The sequence below is a fragment of the Actinoallomurus spadix genome (assembly GCF_024055725.1).
Taxonomy (GTDB): Bacteria; Actinomycetota; Actinomycetes; order Streptosporangiales; family Streptosporangiaceae; genus Actinoallomurus; species Actinoallomurus spadix.
Map to the genome: position 1 here is coordinate 41,421 of NZ_JAMXMX010000002.1, position 20,679 is coordinate 62,099.

Consider the following 20,679-nt stretch of genomic DNA (forward strand, 5'->3'; position numbering starts at 1 on the left):
GTCGAGCGCTCCCAGACGTCCGATGACGGGCCCCTGATGCTCCGTAAGCCGCACGGAGGCTGCAGCCACACCTACGAAGCCGGCTTTTCGAACGGCAAGCAGGACGGCGAGGCCGCGGTGTCACCTGGGATGCTCTCAACCCGCCACGCTCACCGGCAGCTACGGCAGACCGGCTTGGCCGGTCGAGGTGATCCCGGCGTCGTTGCGCTGGCCGAGGGCGCCAAGAGCCGCGCCGCACCATCACAGGCGCGCGTGGCGATGTTGAGACTGGTCGTCCCCGGGCTCACTGCGGTGAAGGCGCGGCGGCGCTCCGCTCCCGGCGCTCGACCCCTGATCGGATCCGCACGCGTCGCCACAGCTCGGCAGCGCTCGCCCCACCCGCCGACGCGTCAGCGGCAGACTGATCACCGATGAGGCGGAATAGGCAACGTTGCCGATATCTCGACGGCCTGCGGTGTCGGTAGCGTTGCTGACAGTCCGATCCACAGCGAGTTGAGGTGGTCGAGTGTTCTCCGTCAGTCGAAAGTTGATCAAACGTGCCGGCATCACCGCTGGAGCAGCGGCACTGTTCCTGTCCCTCATCCCAGGACAAGCATTCGCGATCAACCAGGTACCATGCGACAGTGATGATTTCGTTCACGTCTGGTGGCACACCACCATGGATGTAGGCGAGACGTGCTTCGCGAATGCGGGAGCTATGGACATAGACGGCGGCTACGCCGTCTGGGTCGACAAGGTGTCCACCGGCAATAACGGCGTGAAGTTCAACGACGAGAACGGAGAAGTTGTCAACATCCCGAAATACACCACCATTACCTACCCGAACCGCCCATTTCACTCGCGAATCATCTTTATCTACTTTGAATAGTTGCCATCCAGCCAAAGAAGAAGTCGGGACATGTAGAGTGTCAAGAGAACTCTCCGCACAGTTGCGATCACCGGTGCTATCGCTGCACTGATATCCGGCACTCTGTCGAGCCCGGCTTCTGCTGCGAACGTCGTGGACTGTGGCGATCGCGCGGATCTTGTGCACATCTGGGCTCACGCCGCGCATCACCAGAATGATCGTTATGAGATCTGCTTGGCCAACGCGGGCTTTGTCGGGTATCAGTACTGGACCGACGAGTTCTATACTGGGAACAACGGGGTCACCATCCACGACGCGAATGGCGCCACCTTTACGCTGGAGAAGTGGACGGACTACCATCCCACGAACGCCTTCGCCTTGGATTACTTCACCAATCCCTGACCCAGATCGACGAGTTACGCCCGCTTCGATCGGGCGAAATGGCGGCAGGTGCCCGCTTCTGCCTGGGATGATTGTGATTGCGACGTCATAAGCATGCCGGGCTGAGAGGGCACCTCCAGGGTGAAAAGGGTACGGCCTCGTGGGCGAGTGCGTCCGCGCGTTCAAATCGGCGAATTGGACGCTTCGCTGACCGGGGTGTCGGGGCTGGCCGCGGTGGATTGGCAGGGTCGCGGCGCGGCGCACGTCTGCCACGGCCTTGGCGGCCAGCTGGACCCCGCGGACAGGCCGATGACCAGGGTCGCGTTCGGGAGTATCCGCCGTACCGCCGAGGCGTAGATTGTGCTATGTCGATCGCCACCACCTTCACCGCGTTGCGGGAGGCGGGGGTGGCCAGGGCGAGCCAGTAGGAGGTGTCGTCGGCGGTGCGGCCCTCGATCTGCCCGATCAGCCCTTGGTCCCCTGACAAGTCGGCAAAGCACGTGCCATCGATCCTTGACCAGCTGATACGTCCCGGTCTCGGGGTCCTTCACCCAGCGGGGACGGCCCCGGCGGTGTTCGGCGATGCCCAGGTAGCTCCACCGGAGCGGGCGGGCGTTCCAGCAGCGGGTCGGCGTGGTCGGCGAAGGCGTCGTGTACGGTCGGCGACGACACTCCGGTCAGCTCGACGGACTGCGACGGTGTCAGCCCGCCCTCGGCCACCAGGCCGCCACACCACTCCCGCAACCGGGTGGTCGGCCGGCACCGCGGCGGAAACTGCGGCAGCGATTCGGTGAACGACCCCACCTCGCACGCCGGATCCGGGCAGGTCCGCCGGTGCCCTGATCCACATCGGTCGGCGTGGTCGTGATCTGCTCCTTCACGCCGGAGAGCGCCCCGGATCCCGGGCACAGCGCCGCCGCCGGATCGCTGGTGCGCACCCACACCGTCCGGCTCCCATCGGCCTCGTCCTCGACCACCTTGCAGCACGAGTGACACACCGACTCCGATCAGGGTCAGGGCGGACAGCAGTGCGGCGGCACCGTAGGTCTGTCCGATGTTCCCTCGCTGAGCCCACGACCCAGAGTTCCCGCCGAACAGGTCGAGCGCCAAGGGCCTTCTTCCGCCGGGTGGCGGCGCGTCGACCACGCCCCGGCACCGCTCGTCCCCGCCCGCCGACACGCCGGCGGCAGACTGATTACCGATGCGGCGGAATAGGCAACGTTGCCGATATGTCGACGGCCTGCGGTGACGGTAGCGTCCCTGACAGGCTGATTCACTACGAGTTGAGGTGGTCGAGTGTTCTCCGTCAGTCGAAAGTCGATCAAACGTTTCGGCATCACCGCCGGAGCAGCCGCACTGTTCCTGTCCCTCATCCCAGGACAAGCTTTCGCGATCAACCAGGTACCATGCGATCGTGATGATTTCGTCCACGTCTGGTGGCACGCCGGATTGGTGACCAGCGCCGAGTCTTGCTTCGCGAATGGGGGAATAATGGATATAGCCGGCGGCGGCGCCGTCTGGGTCGACAAGGTGTCCAGTGGCAATAACGACGTGTTGTTCCCCGACGAGAATGGTGATTGGGTTCACGTCCCGGATTACACCATCGTGACCTACCCCAACCACCCATTCCACACACGGCAGATACATATCAACCCTGTTCCGATTTGGGGATAGATCTTAATCCTGCTCCGATTCGGTGATCTCCGCGACTCTCACCCGCCATCGCCGTGCTCGGAGTGTGTGAGCATGGCAGGAGCGCGGCCGCAGGGACCGGTCAGGATGGCCGCTCGGCGGCGGCGCTCAGGTCGAGCGAGAGCCGCCACAACCGGGCGGCCTTGGACGAATCCAGTGCGTGGTCCGCGACGCCCCGCCGTACGCCCGGCCGGTGGGGCTCGGCCTCCTGACAGTCCTCGAAGTACCTTCCGGTGACGCCCTCCACTAGGGGCGAGGCGGCGAGCAGCACCTCACCGACCACGACGTGGCCCGCCGCGCGCACGGTATGAAGTGCTTTCACCACCCGGTGGTCGATCGACCTGATGCTGACCTACGAGGTCCTCGCGGCCACCGACGACCCCGACCAGCTCCTGGGCGTCTACAGCGCCGAGCCGGGCACCCCTTCGGCGGCGGCCTTCCGCCTTCTGTCCGCCTGGACCGCCGACGCCCGGGATGTGAACGTCAGGGGCTGAACGGGATGCCCCGCCGCGGCAAGGGGCGTGACGCATGACCCCCGTTCGGAGGACAAGTAGTGCCCGAGAGAGGGCCTTCTTTCGCCGGGTGGCGGCGCGTCGACCACGCCCCGGCACCGCTCGTCCCCGCCCGCCGACACGCCGGCGGCAGGCTGATTACCGATTTGGCGGAATAGGCAACGTTGCCGATATGTCGACGGCCTGCGGTGACGGTAGCGTCCCTGACAGGCTGATCCACTACGAGTTGAGGTGGTCGAGTGTTCTCCGTCAGTCGAAAGTCGATCAAACGTTTCGGCATCACCGCCGGAGCAGCCGCACTGTTCCTGTCCCTCATCCCAGGACAAGCTTTCGCGATCAACCGGGTAACATGCGACTCTTCTGAGTTTGTCCACGTCTGGTGGCACGCCAGTTCGGGACCAGGCGAGTCGTGCTTCGCGAATGCGGGAATGATGGACCTAGCCCCCGGCGGCGGCGCCGTCTGGGTCGACACGGTGTCCACCGGCAATAACAACGTGCGGTTTCGCGACGAGAACGGAGAAACGATCTCCATCTCGAAATACACCATCATGAACTACCCCAACCGCCCATTCCACTCACGAATCATAGAGATTCTCTATTAGTGAAGTGTGTGAGCATGGCAGGAGCGCGGACGCCGGGACCGGTCAGGAGCGCCGCTCGGCGGCGGTGCTCAGGTCGAGCGAGAGCCGCCACAACCGGGCGGCCTTGGACGAATCCAGTGCGTGGTCCGCGACGCCCCGCCGTACGCCCGGCCGGTGGGGCCCGGCCTCCTGACAGTCCTCGAAGTACCTCCCGGTGACGCCCTCCACCAGGGGCGAGGCGGCGAGCAGCACAGAGGTCGCGGCACCCTGTGCGATGTTCTTCACCGACACTCCGCTGCTCCGCCCGGGTTCGAACGAGGCCGGGGCGTTCGCCGGCTCCCCGATGTGCCGGGCGAGGTTCGTGGCGGCGATGCGCCCGGGGTTGAGGGCGTTCACGGCGATGCCGTCCGCGGCCCACCGGCGGGCGGCCTCGACGGCGAACAGGACGTTCGCCGTCTTCGACTGGCTGTAGGCGGCCCACGGGTCGTACGGGTGGTGCTCGAAGTTGACGTCGTCGAACAGCACCTCACCGTTGACGTGCCCGACCGAGCTGACGACGACGACCCGGGTGCCACCCGCCTTCGCGAGCGCGCCGTGCAGGCCGGTGGTGAGCGCGAAGTGACCGAGGTGGTTCACTGCGAACTGCGACTCCCACCCCTCCGCCGTCCGCCTCTCCGGCGCGGCCATCACCCCCGCGTTGTTCACGAGGATGTGCAGCGGCCCGTCCCACGTGGCGACGAACGCCGCGACCGACGCCCGATCGGCCAGGTCGAGCCGCGCCACCCGTACGCCGCCCGCGCGGCCGTGATGCCGGCGGCGACCCGTTCTCCCGCCGCGACGTCCCGTACGGCGAGGGTGACCTCGGCACCGGCACCGGCGAGCACCCGCGCGGTCTCCGCCCCGATGCCCGACGAGGCCCCGGTGACGATCGCCCGCCGCCCGGTGAGATCGACGCCCGCGACGACCTCCGCCGCCGTGGTCCGCGCGCCGAACGGAGTGGTGATCCGTGCCGCCATGAGAATGCCCTCCTGTCGCCGCCGCCCGGCGGCGGTCGCGCGCCGGGCGGTGAGTGCCGTCCTCTCCAGCGAAGCAGCCGGACCGAGGCCGCCGGGCGTCACGACGGGCCCCGCTCCACCGGGGGCCCGGCAGTACCCCTCTGACGCCGGATCCACCACCGCCGCGCACGTACGGTGGACGGCATGGACGTGCGCGCTTCCGCACGACGCGACCGCTCCGAGCTGGGAGAGTTCCTGCGTACGCGCCGCGGGCGGGTGACGCCGGAGGACGCCGGCCTGACCCCCGTGCCCACGGTCCGGCGCGTGCCCGGGTTGCGCCGCGAGGAGGTCGCGCAGCTCGCCGGCGTGAGCGCCGACTACTACATCCGCCTTGAACGCGGCCGCGACGTCAACGTCTCCGAGGCCGTCCTGGACGCCATCGCCCGCGCCCTGCACCTCACCGACGACGAGCGCTCCCACCTGCACGCCCTCGCCCGCCCCATACGAGGCCGGCCCCGGCCGCAGCCGCCGCAGCGGGTACGGCCCAGCGTCCACCGGATCCTGGAGACGATGGGCGACACCCCGGCGCTCGTGGTCGGCCACCGCACCGACGTCCTGGCCGCCAACCACATGGCCCGGGCACTCCGACCGACTTCGACGCCCTGCCGTACCGCGACCGCAACATGGCCCGCTTCATCTTCCTCGACGAGGCCGCCCGCAGCCTGTACGCCGACTGGGAGACCGTCGCCCGCAGCAGCGTCGCCGCCTTGCACCTGTACGCCGGACGGCACCCGCACGACCCGCGGCTCGCCGAACTCGTCGGCGAACTGTCCGTCCGCGACCAGGACTTCCGCCGCTGGTGGGCCGGCCACGACGTGGCCCGCCGCACGCACGGTACGAAGCGCTTCCACCACCCGGTGGTCGGCGACCTGACCCTGACCTACGACGTCCTCGCGGCCACCGACGACCCCGACCAGCTCCTGGGCGTCTACACCGCCGAGCCGGGCACCGCGTCAGCGGAGGCCCTCCGCCTCCTGTCCGCCTGGACCGCCGACGCCCGGGACAATAAGGACACGGCCATTCCGTCCGCCCGCCGAGGTTTCGCGTAGTGCGGGTGGTCCGGGAGTCGGACCGGGGCATTCTGGGCCGGTGGGTTCACTTCTGAACCAGGTCACCAGGTGGCTGACGGCTGACCGGAAGCGGTCAGCAATCGCCGCTGCACGCCTGACCTCGCGCGATTACGGTCACATCTCGTAACCCTTGGTGAAGCGAGCTTGAGACCGACGGGGCAGGAAGGGTCACATGGCGAAGCGGCGGGGAGTATGGGCGGATCTGCAGCGGGAGCGGGCCCGTAGGCAGCGCTTGGAGCAGCAGGCGTACCGTGCCGCAGCGCAAGCGGCCAAGAAGGCCGAGCGGGAGCGCGAGCAGGCTCGGCGGGCCGCAGCACGGCAGGCCGCGCAGGATGAGCGGGAACGGAAGCGGCTCTACATAGAAGAGCGCAAGGCAGAGGCCGCCGACATGGCCGCGGATCTTCGAGACAGAGTCGAGGAACTGGACTCGGTGCTCGTCACCGGCGTCTGGCGACGCCCGGACACCTCCTTCGCGTCGTTGAAACACACGTTCCAGCCTCCGCCGTTCGACCCAGGAGGGCTCGACCGGCCGATACCTGCACCGCAGTGGGTCCCGCCCCGGCCTCCAGGCGCAATGGGGAACCTGTTCGGAGGCCGCGCCCGGTACGAGCGTGAGGAGGCCACAGCCCGCCAGGCGTACGAGCGTGAGCGTGCCCAGCATGCCGCCGCCGAGGCCGATCGCCTCCGGCTCCTCGAGGAACGCCGCGGAGCCTATGACCAGTGGCTGGCCACAGAGTCCGAAGCCGTCCGCCGTCACAACGCCGAGATCGACGACTTCGAGCGGCAGGTGCGCGCCGGTGACTCCGATGCCGTCGCGCGATTCTTCACCCTGGTCCTCGACAGTTCGCCTTATCCGGAGGGTTTCCCTCACCGCACCCGTGCCATCTACCGGCCCGAGCCCCGGGAACTGGTCGTGGAGTACGAGCTACCGCCGCAGTCGGTCATCCCCGCCGAACGTGACTACAAGTACGTACAGACCCGCGACGAGATCGACAAGATCGCGCGATCGGTTAAGGAGATCAAGGACCGGTACGCCCGTCTCATCGCTCAGGTCGCGCTGCGCACGCTGCATGAGGTCTTTGCCGGCGACCCGGTCGGCATCATCGAGGTCGCGTCGTTCAACGGGCACGTGTCCACCACCGACCCCGCGACCGGTCAACCCGTCAGGCCATGTCTGCTCAGTGTCAGTGCGGAAAAGGGCCTGTTCTCCACCTTCGTGCTCGCCGACGTGGACCCGGTCGCCTGCCTCAAGAAGCTCAACGCGCTGATCTCCCAGCACCCGTACGATCTGGAGGCCGTGCGACCGGTCGTCGACTTTGAGGCGCTGCTGTCGCAGTACAAGTTCGTCGAGGGCATGGACGCCGTCGCCGGCCTCGACTCCCGCCCCGACCTGCTCGACATGAAGCCGAACGAGTTCGAGCACTTCACCCGTCAGCTGTTCGAGACGATGGGCATGAAGTCGTGGGTGACCCAGGCGTCCAAGGACGACGGCGTCGACGCCGTCGCCGTCAATGAGGACCCGGTCTTCGGCGGACTGTGCGTCATCCAGGCCAAGCGTTACAGCGGCCCCGTCAATGTCGAGGCCGTACGAGCGCTGGCCGGCGTCATGGAGGACAAACACGCCACCAAGGGCATCATGATCACTACCTCGTGGGTCACCAAGGACGGCCACGCGTTCGCCACCCGCCACGGTCGCATTCAGATCATGGAGTGCGAAGAGATCAAGTACCTCTGCAAGGAACACCTTGGCCTCGACGTGCTGATCAGCCTCCCTAAGCCCCCACCCAAGCGACGCTGACACCTCCCGTCCGGGAGATCGCTGGGCAGCGCCCGCTCGCTCATTCTCACCGCCGCCCAGCGCGCAGCCGCCGGACCGATCCGCCCTTCGGATGCGGACTCAAGCCGGCCAACGTGTCCCTCGCTGACGAGCGTCAAGGCGTGTAGGCGGACATTTGGAGTCGGTCACAGGCGTTTTCATGCGTGATTCGTGCATGAACCCGCGACTAACATGCCAAGAGGAGTAGCCTACGGTCGGGAGGTCGGCGATGTTGCTCCGTTTCCGCGTGGCCAACCATCGATCGATCCGTGGTGAGCATGAGCTGGCATTGATCGCTACCGAGTTCAACGAGGGCACCGCCCGAGACACCGGGCTGCACTACAAGGGCAGGGACGTGTCGGCGCTTCCCGCGCTCGCCCTGTACGGGGCCAACGCCTCCGGCAAATCGAATCTGATGAAGAGCCTGTGGTTCATGCGGCGAGCGGTGCTGGACTCGTTCGCGGATTGGGCGAAGGTGCCCGACGTGGTGCCGCGTGCGCCCTTCAAGCTCGACCCCGCGTCTCGTGAGGAGACGAGTCTGTTCGAAGTCGATCTCGTCTTGGGGCCTGAGCCGGTGCGTTATACCTACGGCTTCGAGCTGTCGGACGAGCGAGTGGAGGCCGAGTGGCTCCACGCGTACCCACACGGCCGTCGCAACGTGTGGTTCGACCGTGAGGCGGACCGGCCGGAATCCGAGGGTGGGGAGTTCATCTTCCGCGGCACGGGCTTCAAAGGGCGCCGTGACGACCTTGTCTCGCTCACGCGGCCGAACGCCCTGTTCCTGTCCACGGGCGCCGCACTCAACGATCCGCAGCTGTCGACGCTGTACCGCTGGTTCGTGAACAACCTACTGTTCATCGCACCTGACGCGGACGTCAGCGTGCGGACGAACTTCACCATGCGGTTGATGACCGATTCCGACCAGCGGGCCGACTACGCGCGGCGCATTGTGCGAATGCTGCAGGTGGCCGACCTGGGGCTGACCGGCTTTCAGGTTGTGCGCGAGACCGGGAAGATCGAGTTGCGCCACCGTACCCCTGACGGCGGCGATGTTCCGATGGACTTCATGGAGGAGTCCCTCGGAACCCACGCCTGGTTCGGGTTCCTGGGCCCGATGCTCATCGCGCTCGACGAAGGGTCGGTCCTCGTCGTGGACGAACTTGATTCAAGCCTGCACCCGATGCTGGCGGCCGAGGTGGTACGCATCTTCCAGGACCCGGACGCGAACCCGCACGGAGCACAGCTGATCTTCACGACACACGACGCGACGTTGCTGGGGAACGCGGTCCTCGACCGCCCGATCGGACGAGATCAGGTCTGGCTCATCGTGAAGAACCGATCCGGCGAAACGGAGCTGTACCCGCTGACCGCTGCGAAACCGCGCAAGGAGGAGAACATCGAGCGGGGCTACCTGCGGGGCCGGTACGGCGGAGTGCCGCGGGTCACCGCCGGAGAGATCGTTCGGGAACTGTCTCGGCGTGGAGACGAGGTGACGGCGTGACCCGGCGGAGCGAGCAGCGCGACGGGCGAGGCAAGCGCAGAAGACGCGGTCACCTGGAGGACGAACGCCCGCTGGTGCGTCGAGTCGGCGGGCGGTCCCGCCGCGTACGCGTTGTGTACGTGGCCTGCGAGGGTGAGTCGACCGAGCCCGACTACCTGGAGTACCTGAACGAGCGATACGGCGATACCGGCAGCACGCCTTTTCGTATTCAACCGATCTACCGCAAGAACGGAATGCTGCCCTCCGAGACCGTCGAAGCGGTAAGCGAGATCGCTGCGGAGGATGAAGCCTGGGCGCTGTTCGACCGCGACGAACATCACGACATCCTCAAGGCCGTCAAGGGCGCTGCCGCCGGCAACGTCGACCTCGCTTTCTCGCATCCGTCCTTCGACCTGTGGTTACTCCTGCACTTCCAGGCTTTCGGCGGGACGCAGAGCGGGAGCAGCAAGCTCGTCATCGAAAAACTGCGGCAGACCGATGCCGCGTTCAAGGACTACGGCAAGAGAGGCGACAAGAGCATCGAGGCGGCTCGCCGTGACGCCCTGGAAAGGAACCAGGACAACGCCGTCGCGCGGGCCCGCGGCCTGGTGAAGTCCTGCCCTCACGGTTCCTGTGCTCCAGGTAGGGCGGTCACCGATCCGGTCGACCGAGATGCCGGGACTCGATCTCCGCAGCAGTGGGCGGCCCGCTCCGGGCACGCCCCCGACTGCCCCCTCCTCGTTCGTGATCCGTCCACGGACGTATGGCGACTCCTCGTCTCACTTGGCATTCATCCCACAACACGTTGAGCAGAGTCGACGCGGTTCCGGCATGGTCTACGCGACACGAGACCCCGACACGGCGGACGTCCCATCGCCTTCCTGTAGTCAGGTCAGCTGCTTGAGGAGACCGACGCGTCCGTCGTGGCCGCCCTGCCATGGGTTCTTCACCCCGCTTCCCCTTGAGCGTGAGACCGGCAGGTCGTGGCCGTCCCGAACATCTCGCCGCTCCGAGAGGGCGTGCGGTTCAGTCCCCGGCGGCGGCGCGTTCGGCGAGGCGTTGGCGTTCGGCGGCGATGACCTGGTGGACGAGGTCCGCTTCGGACAGGTCGACGGCTTCGGGGGTGGAGTCGGCCATGGTGCTGACCCGGGCGAAGTCGTCGAACAGCCGCTGCTTCCCGGCGAGTAGTTCGACGATCCGCTGGTCGACGCTGTCCTCGGACAGCAGCCGGTGGACCTGCACCGAGTGCACCTGCCCCATCCGGTGCGCGCGGGCGATGGCCTGGGCCTCGGCGGTGGGTTTGAGCTGTGGCTCGCAGATGACGACGACGGACGCGGACTGGATGTTCAGCCCGACACCGCCGGCCACGATTTGGGCTACCAACACGGCTCCGTGCTCCGCCTTGGAAAAGTCGTCCACCATCTGCTGCCGTCGCCCTGCCGCCACCGCCCCCGTGAGGGGCCCGAACACCGGCCCTGGCAGCAACTGCGCGACCAGGTCCAGGACCTCCCGGAAGTAGGAGAACACGATGACCCGCCGCTCGTTCGCCTCCGCCTCGCGGACGATCTCGATGAGCCGCTGCACCTTCGCGGACTCGCGTCCCTGCAGCATGGCCGCCTGGCGCATCTGCATGAATTCGGAGTCGCCGACGGCGGCGCGGTAGGCGGTGGCGTCGGGCTTGGTCATGGGCAGCCATTCGGCGACCTCGATGAGCTCGGGGAGCTCGGTCAGCACGTCCTCCTGGTTGCGGCGCAGGTACGCGGGCGCGATCTGCCGCCGGAACTTCCTCGGCGACAGGTCCGTGGCGTCGAGGACAAGGTCGGGACGGATGTACGACGCGAGGTTGCGGAACTCATCGACTCTATTTTCCATCGGCGTGCCGGTGAGGAGGACCACACGTTTGCAACGCGCGATGAGGCCGTTGGTCCTGATCGTCCGCTGCGCCTCGGGGTTCTTGATGTAGTGCGCCTCGTCGACCACGACACACGCCAGGTTTCGGACTTCCGCCAGGGCCGACTCCCACCACCCCAGAGTCTCGTACGTCGTGACGGCGACCCCGCCGTCGCACTCCCAGGCCCGGGCCGCCCGTTCGCGCTCTGGTCCGTGTACCCGGTGCGCCTGGAGTTTGGACTTGTCGCTCACCTCGCGTATCCAGTTGGTCACCACCGCGGCCGGGCAGACGACGAGGAAGTGCGTCTCGCCCCGGCTGCGAAGGTGGGCGAGTACGGCGAGCGCCTCCACGGACTTACCGAGGCCCATCTCGTCCCCGATGATCACCTTGCGCTGCACGAGCGCGAAGCGGGCCGCGAAGCTCTGGTAGCCGCGCAGCGACGCGGTCAGGTATTCGCCGCTGAGCGCCTGGTCGCGTACCGCCTGGATGATGTCCTCGGGGAGATCACCATGCGCCGCGTCCTCGTCCTCGGTGAGGAAGCCGAGCTCGGAGAGCATTGCGAGGTAGTCGGCGGGCCGGGCGAGGAAGTCCTCCCACGGATCCGCGGTGACATCCCTCCGGCGGCGGGACGGAGAGGAGGTGCCGAGCAGTTCGGCGCGCCGTTTGACGATGTCGATGCTGTCGCGCAGGCCCGCCGCAGGGAGCGTCCTCGTCGGGATCACCAGAAGGTGACTCGTCTTGCGGCCGATGGCCGTACGCAACGGCGCGAGTTCGGTCGCGCGCTCAAGGTCGGCCGCCGCGCCACGGGTCTGTCGGCACGCGTCCCATTCAGCGAGGCGGCGCAGGAGCTCGGTGGTCTCCGGATATCGGTTCTCGACGTCGAAGCGTACGGACATCTCGTCGTACGCCGTCTGCCAGAGCGCCCGCGCGGCTCCGAGCATGCGCCGGGCCGAGGTCTCCCCGACGCCTGGGAGCCTTCGTAGGGAGGTGTCCCAGACCAGCACCTCCTGCACGGTACGGATGCCCGCCTGAGTGAGCGGGCCCAGCCGGAGGCGTTCACCCGTGGCCGCCCTCAATTTTTCGATCGGCATCTCCGCCAGCATTCGCTGAGCGTCGGCGACCCGGACCTGCCGCGCCGCCTCCTGCGCAGCCGAGCGATACGAGTCCTCGCCTGCGAGGATTCGGTCGATGGTGTCCAGTGCCTTGGTCAGGCCGTCGACGGCGGAGCGGTCGAGGAGCTCGGGCTTCGGACCGTTCGGCCCTGGGAGGAGAGAGAAGTGAAGAGCCGGGTCGAGCAGCGCATCGAGTCCGGCGCTCGCCCGGTCGACGGACGCGGTGATGACGCCGAGCCGCTCCAAGCGCCGCGGCGGGTCCGCCTCGATGACAGTGGGATGCCTGCGGCGCAGGAACTCGGCCGCCTCGTCGGCCGTCTGCTTCTTCACCGGCCCGCTGAAGAAGCGGCGTGCGCCAAGTCCGCGGGCCACCTGGGCGAGTGCGCGGGGTACGTCTTCGGTGAGCAGCCGGAGCAGGGCCTGGTCGTCGGATGTTGTCATCGGCAGGCCGGCGCGTTTCCGGAGGTGCCGGACGATGTCGGTGTCATCCTTGCCGAGCGGAACGACCCGCCAGGCGGCCTCGCCCGCCCGGTCGATCATAAGGCTGCGGGCATACAGATTTCGCTCGGCGTCGTCAGCGATGTCCGAGATCGCCTGGCGCCAGGACCGTACGTCCGTGGCCTGTTGGCTCCATCGCCGGAAATCCGCTACGAGGTGACGAATCTGCTCGCGCTCTGTTTTATTCATGCCTCGCCACAGAGATGGTCGACGGTTCAGCCTGAGTGATCGTACGGAAGAAGGGCGGTGGTTAACTCGGCCGAGTGGCAGCCGTCCGGTGACAGCAGATCTCCCAGGCTGGCTCGCAGGTGATTGTCAGACGATGCGCATCCTGAGCACTGTGCCGTTGGGCTGCATAGACAGAACGTCATTTTGGCTCCCGCGAGACCTTCTACTTCGGCCGAGCCACTCCTTATGTTTGCTACTGGCTTTCCGGTAATAGGGTCCGACCTTTCCGTCGGCCAGTAGGTCGTATAGCTGTGTCTCGAGACCCCGGAAGACCTCCAGCCGTCTGCCGTCAGGAAGTGGCATCACATATTCTGCCCCGGTGAAATTCGTGTCCAGGAGTCTGTGATGTGCGTGGGGGGTGCTCGCTGATCCATCGTAGACGAGCCCTTCGTAGGGGAGTTCGTCCGGGCTTGGGGCGCCGCGCTGGCGTCTGGTCGTATATCCGGTCGCCACGCTTTTATCGCCCGCGAAAAGCAGTGCCGACGCCGCCGCTGTTCTCGCAAGAACGCGCATGAACCAGGTACGCCGCTCCTCTGGTATGTGGACGACTTCTATCGGCCCACGAAAATCGTCGTCGGCGCTCGTCTCTGAAGCGATCACGGACAGACCTTCGTGCTCTATCAGCGCGTGTTTGCGATCGACGTCCGCTCTCTGTTCTACATCCATCGCCTGGCCTGAAGTTACCTCTCGGATCTGAAGAATTGATTCGCCGGGGTCCTCGGCTAGCAGTTCGTCGAGTTGTTCTTGTGACCCCGACCAAACGTTCTCGTCGCCTGGAGGGTCAAGGACGTGTGCAGTGATTCCCTCCGGCGAGAGCGAAGAAGCGATCATGAGTCCTGGTGGAACCCCATTGCCGACCTCCACTGTTTGCAGCTGCACGCAAGCCTTTGCGAGCTGCCGGAGGACGCGGTCGTGCTTCTCATGGGTCCCTTTGCATTCCAGCACGACTACTTTCATCTGCTGGGAGCGGCCGTCGCGGCGGCGCCCGATGAGGAAATAATCTGGCCTGTTCTTCGTGGCTTCTAGCTGTCGGACGGGTCCCACGCCGTCGATGGATCCGGCTTTCAGGGCAACATCGGCATCTACGGCGGTGAACTCCCAGCCCTTATCCGTCCGCCGTAGGACCTCCTTCGCAACGATCAAGGCGAGGCCTATGCCGAGATGCTCGGACTGGGCGGTCTTGTGGTGGTGAACCACTCTTTCGTTTCCGTCGCGAGAGAGGGCGAGCATTCCTTTTCTAGTTGCCGTGAGTGTCCCGCAGTAGCGCACATTCGCCCAGTGGTGGGCGATGTCGGCGAACGGGGAGCGGGTGAAGAAGGTGGTTGCCAGTCCTAGCTCGTGTAGCACAGAGGCTGAGTTCGTGAGCAGGCCCGCCGGAAAAGATATTTGTACTGGGCTTGGTTGTTTTCGGTATAGGTATGCAGGATTCTTTTTGCTCAGCTCTTCAGCTTTTTCGTCGACTTTGGAGGCGAGTTCCGTGGAGGTTATGACGTTGAGCAGGGCTTCCTTAGCGAAACTTTGAAGTATGTGCTCGAACGACATGGTCCCCCCTGGGCCGCAGCTTGGGCTCTAGTGAGCGTACGAGGGGGTGTCTTCACCAACAAGTCAGAACCTGCATACCCTCCCGTGGGCGCGGTCTGAAGCTGTCATGCCTGGATGGGCGTCGCTCGCATGTCGTCGCGGTTCGGAGGATCGTCCTCTGGCCGGCTTCTGAGTTTCGGATGACGCTCGGGACCGTGAGCTTCGAGGGGTCTCTGTCGATCGCGGCGTTGCGTGCGGGTCTTGTCGCGGCCGGGCCGGGCGTGTCGTGATGCGCGGGTGGCTCGGTTCCCGGGCTGAAGGCGGCTCGCAGCGAGGATGCGACGACAGGTGCCGCCGTATCGTGCCCTCTAGCGGCCACTCGAAGATTGGAACGTGCGCATCCTCCGCCAAGTGCTGACGGTATCGTTGTTTAGAAGCCTATTTGGGTGCCGTTGTTCTATAGGCGACAAACCTGGGCCGTCGTGTCTCTCGTCGAGGTGGAGTGAGGTCATCCGCCCTGGTCAGGCCAGTCGAGGCCAGGTTCTCGGAACTGGATTTCTTGTTCGTCTTTGCCGTGGTCTCCCCGTTCTTGACCTGCTATATAGGCCTATCGACCGATAGTGCTGCACAGTAACGATTCGGGCGCTAACTATTGGCGATTCTCTGCCTTATCGGTAACTTGCGTGACGGAGTGGTTGCGGACGGGGATGCCGGGGGCGTCTCGGAGGGCCGCAGGGGTGCGCGGGGTGCGAAGGGGAGTGCGTGGACGTCTTTCGGGTGCATGGGCAGCTCATCGACGACTACCGAGCGTTTACCTCAGGTGCCGTCAGCGTCAGGGACGAGACGATCGCCGCCAAGGTGCGGGAGGGTCTCGACGACGGTGAGCAGTGGCCCGACCCCTGGCTGTCCCTCAACCCGAGCTTCGCGAGCGGCGGCACGGTCGCGGACCTCGTCAAGACGGGCGTGCTGCATCCGGAATGTGAGCGCATCTTCCGGAGGGACAAGCCCGAGGACTCCCTCGACGGCGAGCCGATGGAGCTGTACCGGCATCAACGCGACGCGATCGAGGCCGCCCGTACGCGGGAGAGCTACGTCTTGACGACCGGGACCGGATCGGGTAAGTCGCTCGCCTACGTCGTCCCCATCGTCGACCGGGTGCTGCGCGAGCGCGACCAGGGCATCCGCGGCGGCGTCAAGGCGATCATCGTCTATCCGATGAACGCGCTGGCCAACAGCCAGCGGGAGGAGCTGGCGAAGTACCTCCGCCACGGCTATGGGCCGGGCCGGGAGCCCGTACGGTTCGCCCGGTACACCGGGCAGGAGACGGAGGCCGAGCGCCGCGACATCCTGGATGACCCGCCGGACATCCTCCTGACCAACTACATGATGCTCGAGCTGATGCTGACGCGTCCGCGCGAGCGGCAGGGCCTGATCCGGGCCGCGGCGGGCCTGCGCTTCCTCGTGCTCGACGAACTGCACACCTACCGCGGCCGGCAGGGCGCCGACGTGGCGATGCTGGTGCGCCGGGTCCGCGATGCCTGCGAGGCCCCGGACCTGCAGTGCGTCGGCACGTCCGCGACCATGGCCAGCGGCGGCAGCACGGAGGATCAGCGGCGCGAGGTCGCCGATGTCGCGAGCAAGGTGTTCGGCGTCCCGATCGAGCCGGACCGGATCATCGGCGAGACGCTGCGGCGGGCCACGGAGGACGGCCGGCACGACCCGGGCGAGCTGGCGGCCAAGGTCGCCGAGCCGACGTCGAAGGCGACGTACGACGAGCTGACCCGCGACCCCCTCGCCCGGTGGATCGAGTCGACGTTCGGCCTGGACACCGAGAAGGGCACCGGCCGGCTGATCCGCCGCCGCCCGACCACCATCCGGCGGGCCGCCGCCGAGCTCGCGGCGCTCACCGCACGGGACGAAGGCGACTGCGCCGAGGCGATCAAGACGACGCTCCGGGCGGGCGCCGAGGCCCTGCATCCTCAGACGAACCGCGCGCTGTTCGCCTTCCGGCTGCACCAGTTCCTGTCCAAGGGGGAGACGGTCTACGTCTCACTCGAACCCGAGGACACCCGCCACATCACCCGCGACTACCAGCTCTGGGTCCCGGGCGAGCCGGAGAAGCTACTGCTCCCGCTGGCCTTCTGCCGCCAGTGCGGCCAGGAGTACCTGTCGGTCGCGCGGGACGACAGCGGTGGCCGCCCACGCATCCGGCATCGCCGCGACGAGGACGGCGAGGCCGGGTACCTCTACATCTCCGAGGCCGCGCCGTGGCCGGACAGCCTGGCCCAGGCCCTGTCCGAGCAGCGGCTACCCGACTCCTGGCTCACCGCCGACTCCGGCGGGAACCCCGAGGTCATCCCCTCCCGGCGCAAGTACGTGCCGCAGGTCCTGAACGTCCTGCCCGACGGGACGATCCTCGACCGCGACCTCGGCGGCACCGGCGGCGTACGGGCGGCGTTCGTCCCGACGCCGTTCGGGTTCTGCCTGAGCTGCGGTGTCGCGTACGACCAGATGCGCGGCAACGACTTCGGCAAGCTGGCCCGGCTGGACCAGGAGGGGCGCAGCTCGGCCGTGTCGGTGCTGAGCGGCAGCGTCGTCCGCAGCCTCCAGGAGATGCCGCCGGAGGAGTTGAGCGAGAACGCCCGCAAGCTGCTGACCTTCGTCGACAACCGGCAGGACGCGAGCCTCCAGGCCGGTCACTTCAACGACTTCGCCCAGGTCGCCCAGTTGCGCGGCGCGCTCTACCGAGCCGCCGTCGAGGCCGGGGACGAGGGCCTGTACCACGAGACCGTCGCCCAGGCGGTGACGGCCCAGCTCGACCTCACCCACGCCGACTACGCGGCCAACGCCGATGAGCTGACGACCCAGCGCAGGCGTACGGGCAAGGCGCTGCGCGACGTCGTCACGTACCGGCTGTACGTCGACCTGGAGCGCGGCTGGCGGGTCACCATGCCCAACCTGGAGCAGACCGGCCTGATCCGCATCGACTACGCCGACCTCGACGAACTGGCCGCGCGCGAGAACGTGTGGGACGGCACGTACGGTCCGCTGCGCACCGCCGATCCCGAGCTGCGCGCGGAGCTGATGCGGATCCTGCTCGACGAGATGCGGCGCGTTCTGGCCATCGACGTCGACTGCCTCACCGACCTGGGCTTCGAGGAGATGAGCCGGCTGTCGCGGCAGTTGAAGGACCCGTGGGCGCTCGCCGAGCGGGAGAAGATGGCGCCGGTCGGCACGGCGTTCGCCCGGTCCGGCCGGGCCGGCGGCAGCCGCAGTGAGCTGAACCTGTCGGGCCGCAGCAGGTTCGGCCGCCACCTGCGCCGGCCGGGGCGCTTCCCCGCCTGGACCGACCGGGTCGACACCGACGACGCGCAGCGGATCATCTCGGACCTGCTGACGGCCATGGCCGTGCACGGGCTGGTCACCGAGGTCGTGCAGCCCCGGGACGGCGGCGCACCCGGCTACCGGATCAACGCCACCGCGATCGTCTGGCGGGCGGGCGACGGAGAGTACGGCGTGGCGGATCCGCTGCGCTGGCAGTTCAACGGCACCGACAACCGCCCGCGCGTGAACCCGTTCTTCCGGAACCTGTACCGGAGCCGGTCGCGGGGCTTCGCCGGATTGTTCGCCCGCGAGCACACCGCGCAGGTGCCCGGCCCGGTCCGGCAGGACCGCGAGCAGGCGTTCCGCACCGCGAAGCTGCCACTGCTGTACTGCTCGCCGACGATGGAGCTCGGCGTCGACATCGCCGGCCTCAACGCCGTGACGATGCGGAACGTCCCGCCGACGCCCGCGAACTACGCCCAGCGCAGCGGCCGGGCCGGCCGGTCCGGGCAGGCGGCCCTCGTCACGACGTACTGCGCCAGCGGCAACAGCCACGACCGGTACTACTTCCGCCGCTCGGACGAGATGGTGGCCGGGGCGGTGGCGCCACCGCGGCTCGACCTGAGCAACGAGGACCTGATCCGCTCCCACGTCCACGCCATCTGGCTCGCGGAGACGGACCTGCCGCTGGGCCGGGCGATGCCCGACCTGATCGACCTGTCCGACGAACGAGAGCTGCCCCTGCACGACCACGTCTGGGACCAGCTCCGCGCTCCGCAGGCCCAGGACCGCGCCCTGGCCCGCGCGCAGCGGATGCTCGCCGGCCTGAAGGAGACGCTCGCCAAGGAGACCTCCTGGTGGGACGACGAGTGGCTGGAACGGGTCGTACGGTCGGCCCCCGGTGAATTCAAGTCCGCCTGTGAGCGGTGGCGTGACCTTTACCGCAAGGCAAAGACCGAGCGCGAGACCCAGCACGTGCGCGCCGACGACTACACCCTGACGACGGAGGCCCGGAACCGCGCCAAGCGCCGCCGCGCGGAGGCCGAGACCCAGCTCCGGTTGCTGCGCAACGAGCAGGACGGCGAGATCCTCTCGGACTTCAACCCGTACCGGTATCTCGCCTCCGAGGGCTTCCTGCCCGGCTACTCGTTCCCGAGGCTGCCGCTCGCCGCGTACATCCCCGGGCGCGGCGGCCTGAAGGCCGACCGGGACGGCGACTACCTGCAGCGTTCCCGCTTCATCGCGATCCGGGAGTTCGGCCCCGGCGCGTTGATCTACCACGAGGGCAGTACGTTCCAGGTCCGGCGCGTGCAGGTGCCGACCGAGGCCAGCGGCGAGGTCGCGACGGGCGAGGCACGCCGGTGCGGCAACTGCGGTTACCACCACACGCCCGTCGTCGGCACCGACCGCTGCGAGATGTGCGACATGCCGCTGCCCACGGCGGTCAGCGGGTTGATGCAGTTGCACACCGTCTTCACCGAGCGGCGTGAGCGCATCAGCTCCGACGAGGAGGAGCGCCGCCGGGCCGGGTTCGACCTGGAGACGTCCTACCGCTTCCAGGACCACGGCCGGCGGAAGGGACGCCTGGACGCCGTCGCGGCCGACGGGGATGGCCGGGTCGCCGAGCTCAGCTACGGCGACAGCGCCACGGTCCGCGTCGCCAACCTTGGATACCGCCGGGGCCGCAACTCTGAGACGGGTTTCTGGCTGGACACGGTCAACGGCCGCTGGCTCCCGTCGCGCGATCCAAAGAAGCCGACGCCGGGCACCGAGATCACCGACGAGGAGACCGGCCTGGCCGACGGCGAGACCGAGGACACCGTACGACGCCAGCGCGTCATCCCGTACGTCGAGGACCGCCGCAACATCCTGGTGCTGACCCTCGCCGAGCCGGTCCCGGTGGAGGTCGCGACGTCGCTGCAGTACGCGCTGGAACGCGGCATCGAGGCGGTGTTCCAGCTTGAGGACTCGGAGCTGAACAGCGAGCCGCTGCCGCCCGACGCCGGTCCCGACCGGATGCGCATGCTGTTCATCGAGAGCGCCGAGGGCGGCGCGGGCGTGCTGCGGCGTCTCCAGGCCGAGCCGGGGGAGCTGGCGCGGGTCGCGCGGGAGGCCCTGCGCATCGCGCACTTCGACCCCGACACCGGCGCGGACCTCGGCGGCCCGCTCATCCGCACCCGCTGCGAGCGCGGCTGCTACGACTGCCTGCTGTCCTTCAATAACCAGGGCGTCCACCACCTGATCGACCGGCGTACGGTCCGCGACCTGCTGCTTCGCCTGGCGGCGGGCCGTGTCCGGCGCAAGGAGGGCACCGAGGAGCTGATCGAGAAGGCCGGCAGCAGCCTGGAGGGCGAGCTGATCACCTGGCTGAGCGGGCGCGGCTACCGGCTGCCCACCGAGCAGCAGGTGCTGGTCACCGAGGCCCTTGCCCAGCCCGACTACGTCTACCGGCTTCCCGGGGCCAAGGTCGCGGTCTTCGTCGACGGCCCGGCCCACACCGGCACGGTGAGCGTCCGTGACGCGGAGGCCGAGGAGCGGCTGATCGACGCGGGCTGGCACGTCATCCGCTTCCGCCATGACGACGACTGGAACCGCGTCGTCCAGGAGAACCGCAGCATCTTCGGGCCCGGCGAGAACTGAGCCCTGGCGACCCCCCGAGAGGACACGTCAC

14 protein-coding genes and 1 pseudogene are annotated in these 20,679 nt (G+C 67.6%); 10 read left to right on the plus strand and 5 right to left on the minus strand.

The window, feature by feature from the left end; all coding sequences use genetic code 11:
- Nucleotides 1-505 precede the first annotated feature (505 nt).
- The 3 genes from NE235_RS38035 (at nucleotide 506) to NE235_RS02345 (ending at nucleotide 2,902) form a co-directional block, all read left to right on the plus strand.
- Nucleotides 506-868, plus strand: a complete 363-nt coding sequence (locus NE235_RS38035) for a beta/gamma crystallin domain-containing protein (protein ID WP_252798985.1) — start codon at nucleotides 506-508, stop codon at nucleotides 866-868.
- 132 nt (nucleotides 869-1,000) lie between these two features.
- A complete protein-coding gene (locus tag NE235_RS02340) occupies nucleotides 1,001-1,249 on the plus strand; it encodes a beta/gamma crystallin domain-containing protein (protein ID WP_252798986.1) in 249 nt (82 codons plus the stop codon).
- A gap of 1,275 nt (nucleotides 1,250-2,524) precedes the next feature.
- Complete coding sequence (locus tag NE235_RS02345; protein WP_252798987.1) at nucleotides 2,525-2,902, plus strand: beta/gamma crystallin domain-containing protein; 378 nt, start codon at nucleotides 2,525-2,527, stop codon at nucleotides 2,900-2,902.
- Between the two features lie 100 nt (nucleotides 2,903-3,002).
- Here the strand turns inward: NE235_RS02345 and NE235_RS02350 are convergent, their stop codons facing one another.
- On the minus strand, nucleotides 3,003-3,242 hold the full coding sequence (locus NE235_RS02350) for a hypothetical protein (RefSeq protein WP_252798988.1): 240 nt from the start codon (nucleotides 3,240-3,242) through the stop codon (nucleotides 3,003-3,005).
- Nucleotides 3,243-3,264: 22 nt separating this feature from the next.
- Between NE235_RS02350 and NE235_RS02355 the strand changes: the two genes are divergently transcribed.
- Together NE235_RS02355 and NE235_RS02360 are read left to right on the plus strand one after the other, a co-directional pair.
- On the plus strand, nucleotides 3,265-3,414 hold the full coding sequence (locus NE235_RS02355; RefSeq protein WP_252798989.1) for a hypothetical protein: 150 nt from the start codon (nucleotides 3,265-3,267) through the stop codon (nucleotides 3,412-3,414).
- A 257-nt stretch (nucleotides 3,415-3,671) separates the two neighbouring features.
- A complete protein-coding gene (locus NE235_RS02360) occupies nucleotides 3,672-4,034 on the plus strand; it encodes a beta/gamma crystallin domain-containing protein (protein WP_252798990.1) in 363 nt (120 codons plus the stop codon).
- A 42-nt stretch (nucleotides 4,035-4,076) separates the two neighbouring features.
- On the opposite strand, the gene NE235_RS02365 is transcribed toward NE235_RS02360, so the two are convergent.
- The gene (locus NE235_RS02365; protein ID WP_252798991.1) at nucleotides 4,077-4,796 is read right to left on the minus strand and encodes an SDR family NAD(P)-dependent oxidoreductase; all 720 of its coding nucleotides are present in this window, start codon (nucleotides 4,794-4,796) and stop codon (nucleotides 4,077-4,079) included.
- Nucleotides 4,715-5,029, minus strand: coding sequence for an SDR family NAD(P)-dependent oxidoreductase (locus NE235_RS02370; RefSeq protein WP_252798992.1), 315 nt, complete (start codon nucleotides 5,027-5,029; stop codon nucleotides 4,715-4,717). The genes NE235_RS02365 and NE235_RS02370 overlap by 82 nt, the downstream gene beginning before the upstream one ends.
- 183 nt (nucleotides 5,030-5,212) lie before the next feature.
- Here NE235_RS02370 and NE235_RS02375 point away from each other — a divergent pair.
- The 4 genes and pseudogenes from NE235_RS02375 (at nucleotide 5,213) to NE235_RS02390 (ending at nucleotide 10,243) form a co-directional block, all read left to right on the plus strand.
- A pseudogene (locus NE235_RS02375) lies at nucleotides 5,213-6,117 on the plus strand (helix-turn-helix transcriptional regulator).
- 193 nt (nucleotides 6,118-6,310) lie between these two features.
- Complete coding sequence (locus tag NE235_RS02380) at nucleotides 6,311-7,936, plus strand: restriction endonuclease (RefSeq protein WP_252798993.1); 1,626 nt, start codon at nucleotides 6,311-6,313, stop codon at nucleotides 7,934-7,936.
- A gap of 247 nt (nucleotides 7,937-8,183) precedes the next feature.
- On the plus strand, nucleotides 8,184-9,455 hold the full coding sequence (locus tag NE235_RS02385) for an AAA family ATPase (RefSeq protein WP_252798994.1): 1,272 nt from the start codon (nucleotides 8,184-8,186) through the stop codon (nucleotides 9,453-9,455).
- Nucleotides 9,456-9,574: 119 nt separating this feature from the next.
- The gene (locus NE235_RS02390) at nucleotides 9,575-10,243 is read left to right on the plus strand and encodes an RloB family protein (RefSeq protein ID WP_252798995.1); all 669 of its coding nucleotides are present in this window, start codon (nucleotides 9,575-9,577) and stop codon (nucleotides 10,241-10,243) included.
- Nucleotides 10,244-10,460: 217 nt separating this feature from the next.
- Here NE235_RS02390 and NE235_RS02395 read toward each other — a convergent pair whose 3' ends face one another.
- Both NE235_RS02395 and NE235_RS02400 read right to left on the minus strand, forming a co-directional pair.
- Entirely contained in the window at nucleotides 10,461-12,977 is a 2,517-nt protein-coding gene (locus NE235_RS02395; protein WP_252798996.1) for a DEAD/DEAH box helicase, read from the minus strand.
- 273 nt (nucleotides 12,978-13,250) lie between these two features.
- Nucleotides 13,251-14,705, minus strand: a complete 1,455-nt coding sequence (locus NE235_RS02400) for a hypothetical protein (RefSeq protein ID WP_252798997.1) — start codon at nucleotides 14,703-14,705, stop codon at nucleotides 13,251-13,253.
- Between the two features lie 741 nt (nucleotides 14,706-15,446).
- Here NE235_RS02400 and NE235_RS02405 point away from each other — a divergent pair.
- The gene (locus NE235_RS02405; RefSeq protein WP_252798998.1) at nucleotides 15,447-20,648 is read left to right on the plus strand and encodes a DEAD/DEAH box helicase; all 5,202 of its coding nucleotides are present in this window, start codon (nucleotides 15,447-15,449) and stop codon (nucleotides 20,646-20,648) included.
- Nucleotides 20,649-20,679 lie beyond the last annotated feature (31 nt).

What these genes read in the sequence shown, in the direction of transcription:
- NE235_RS02355 (WP_252798989.1), top strand. Translation starts at nt 3,265, where the DNA reads ATGCTGACCTACGAGGTCCTCGCGGCCACCGACGACCCCGACCAGCTC.
- NE235_RS02370 (WP_252798992.1), bottom strand. Translation starts at nt 5,029, where the DNA reads ATGGCGGCACGGATCACCACTCCGTTCGGCGCGCGGACCACGGCGGCG.
- NE235_RS02380 (WP_252798993.1), top strand. Translation starts at nt 6,311, where the DNA reads ATGGCGAAGCGGCGGGGAGTATGGGCGGATCTGCAGCGGGAGCGGGCC.
- NE235_RS02385 (WP_252798994.1), top strand. Translation starts at nt 8,184, where the DNA reads ATGTTGCTCCGTTTCCGCGTGGCCAACCATCGATCGATCCGTGGTGAG.
- NE235_RS02395 (WP_252798996.1), bottom strand. Translation starts at nt 12,977, where the DNA reads ATGATCGACCGGGCGGGCGAGGCCGCCTGGCGGGTCGTTCCGCTCGGC.
- NE235_RS02400 (WP_252798997.1), bottom strand. Translation starts at nt 14,705, where the DNA reads ATGTCGTTCGAGCACATACTTCAAAGTTTCGCTAAGGAAGCCCTGCTC.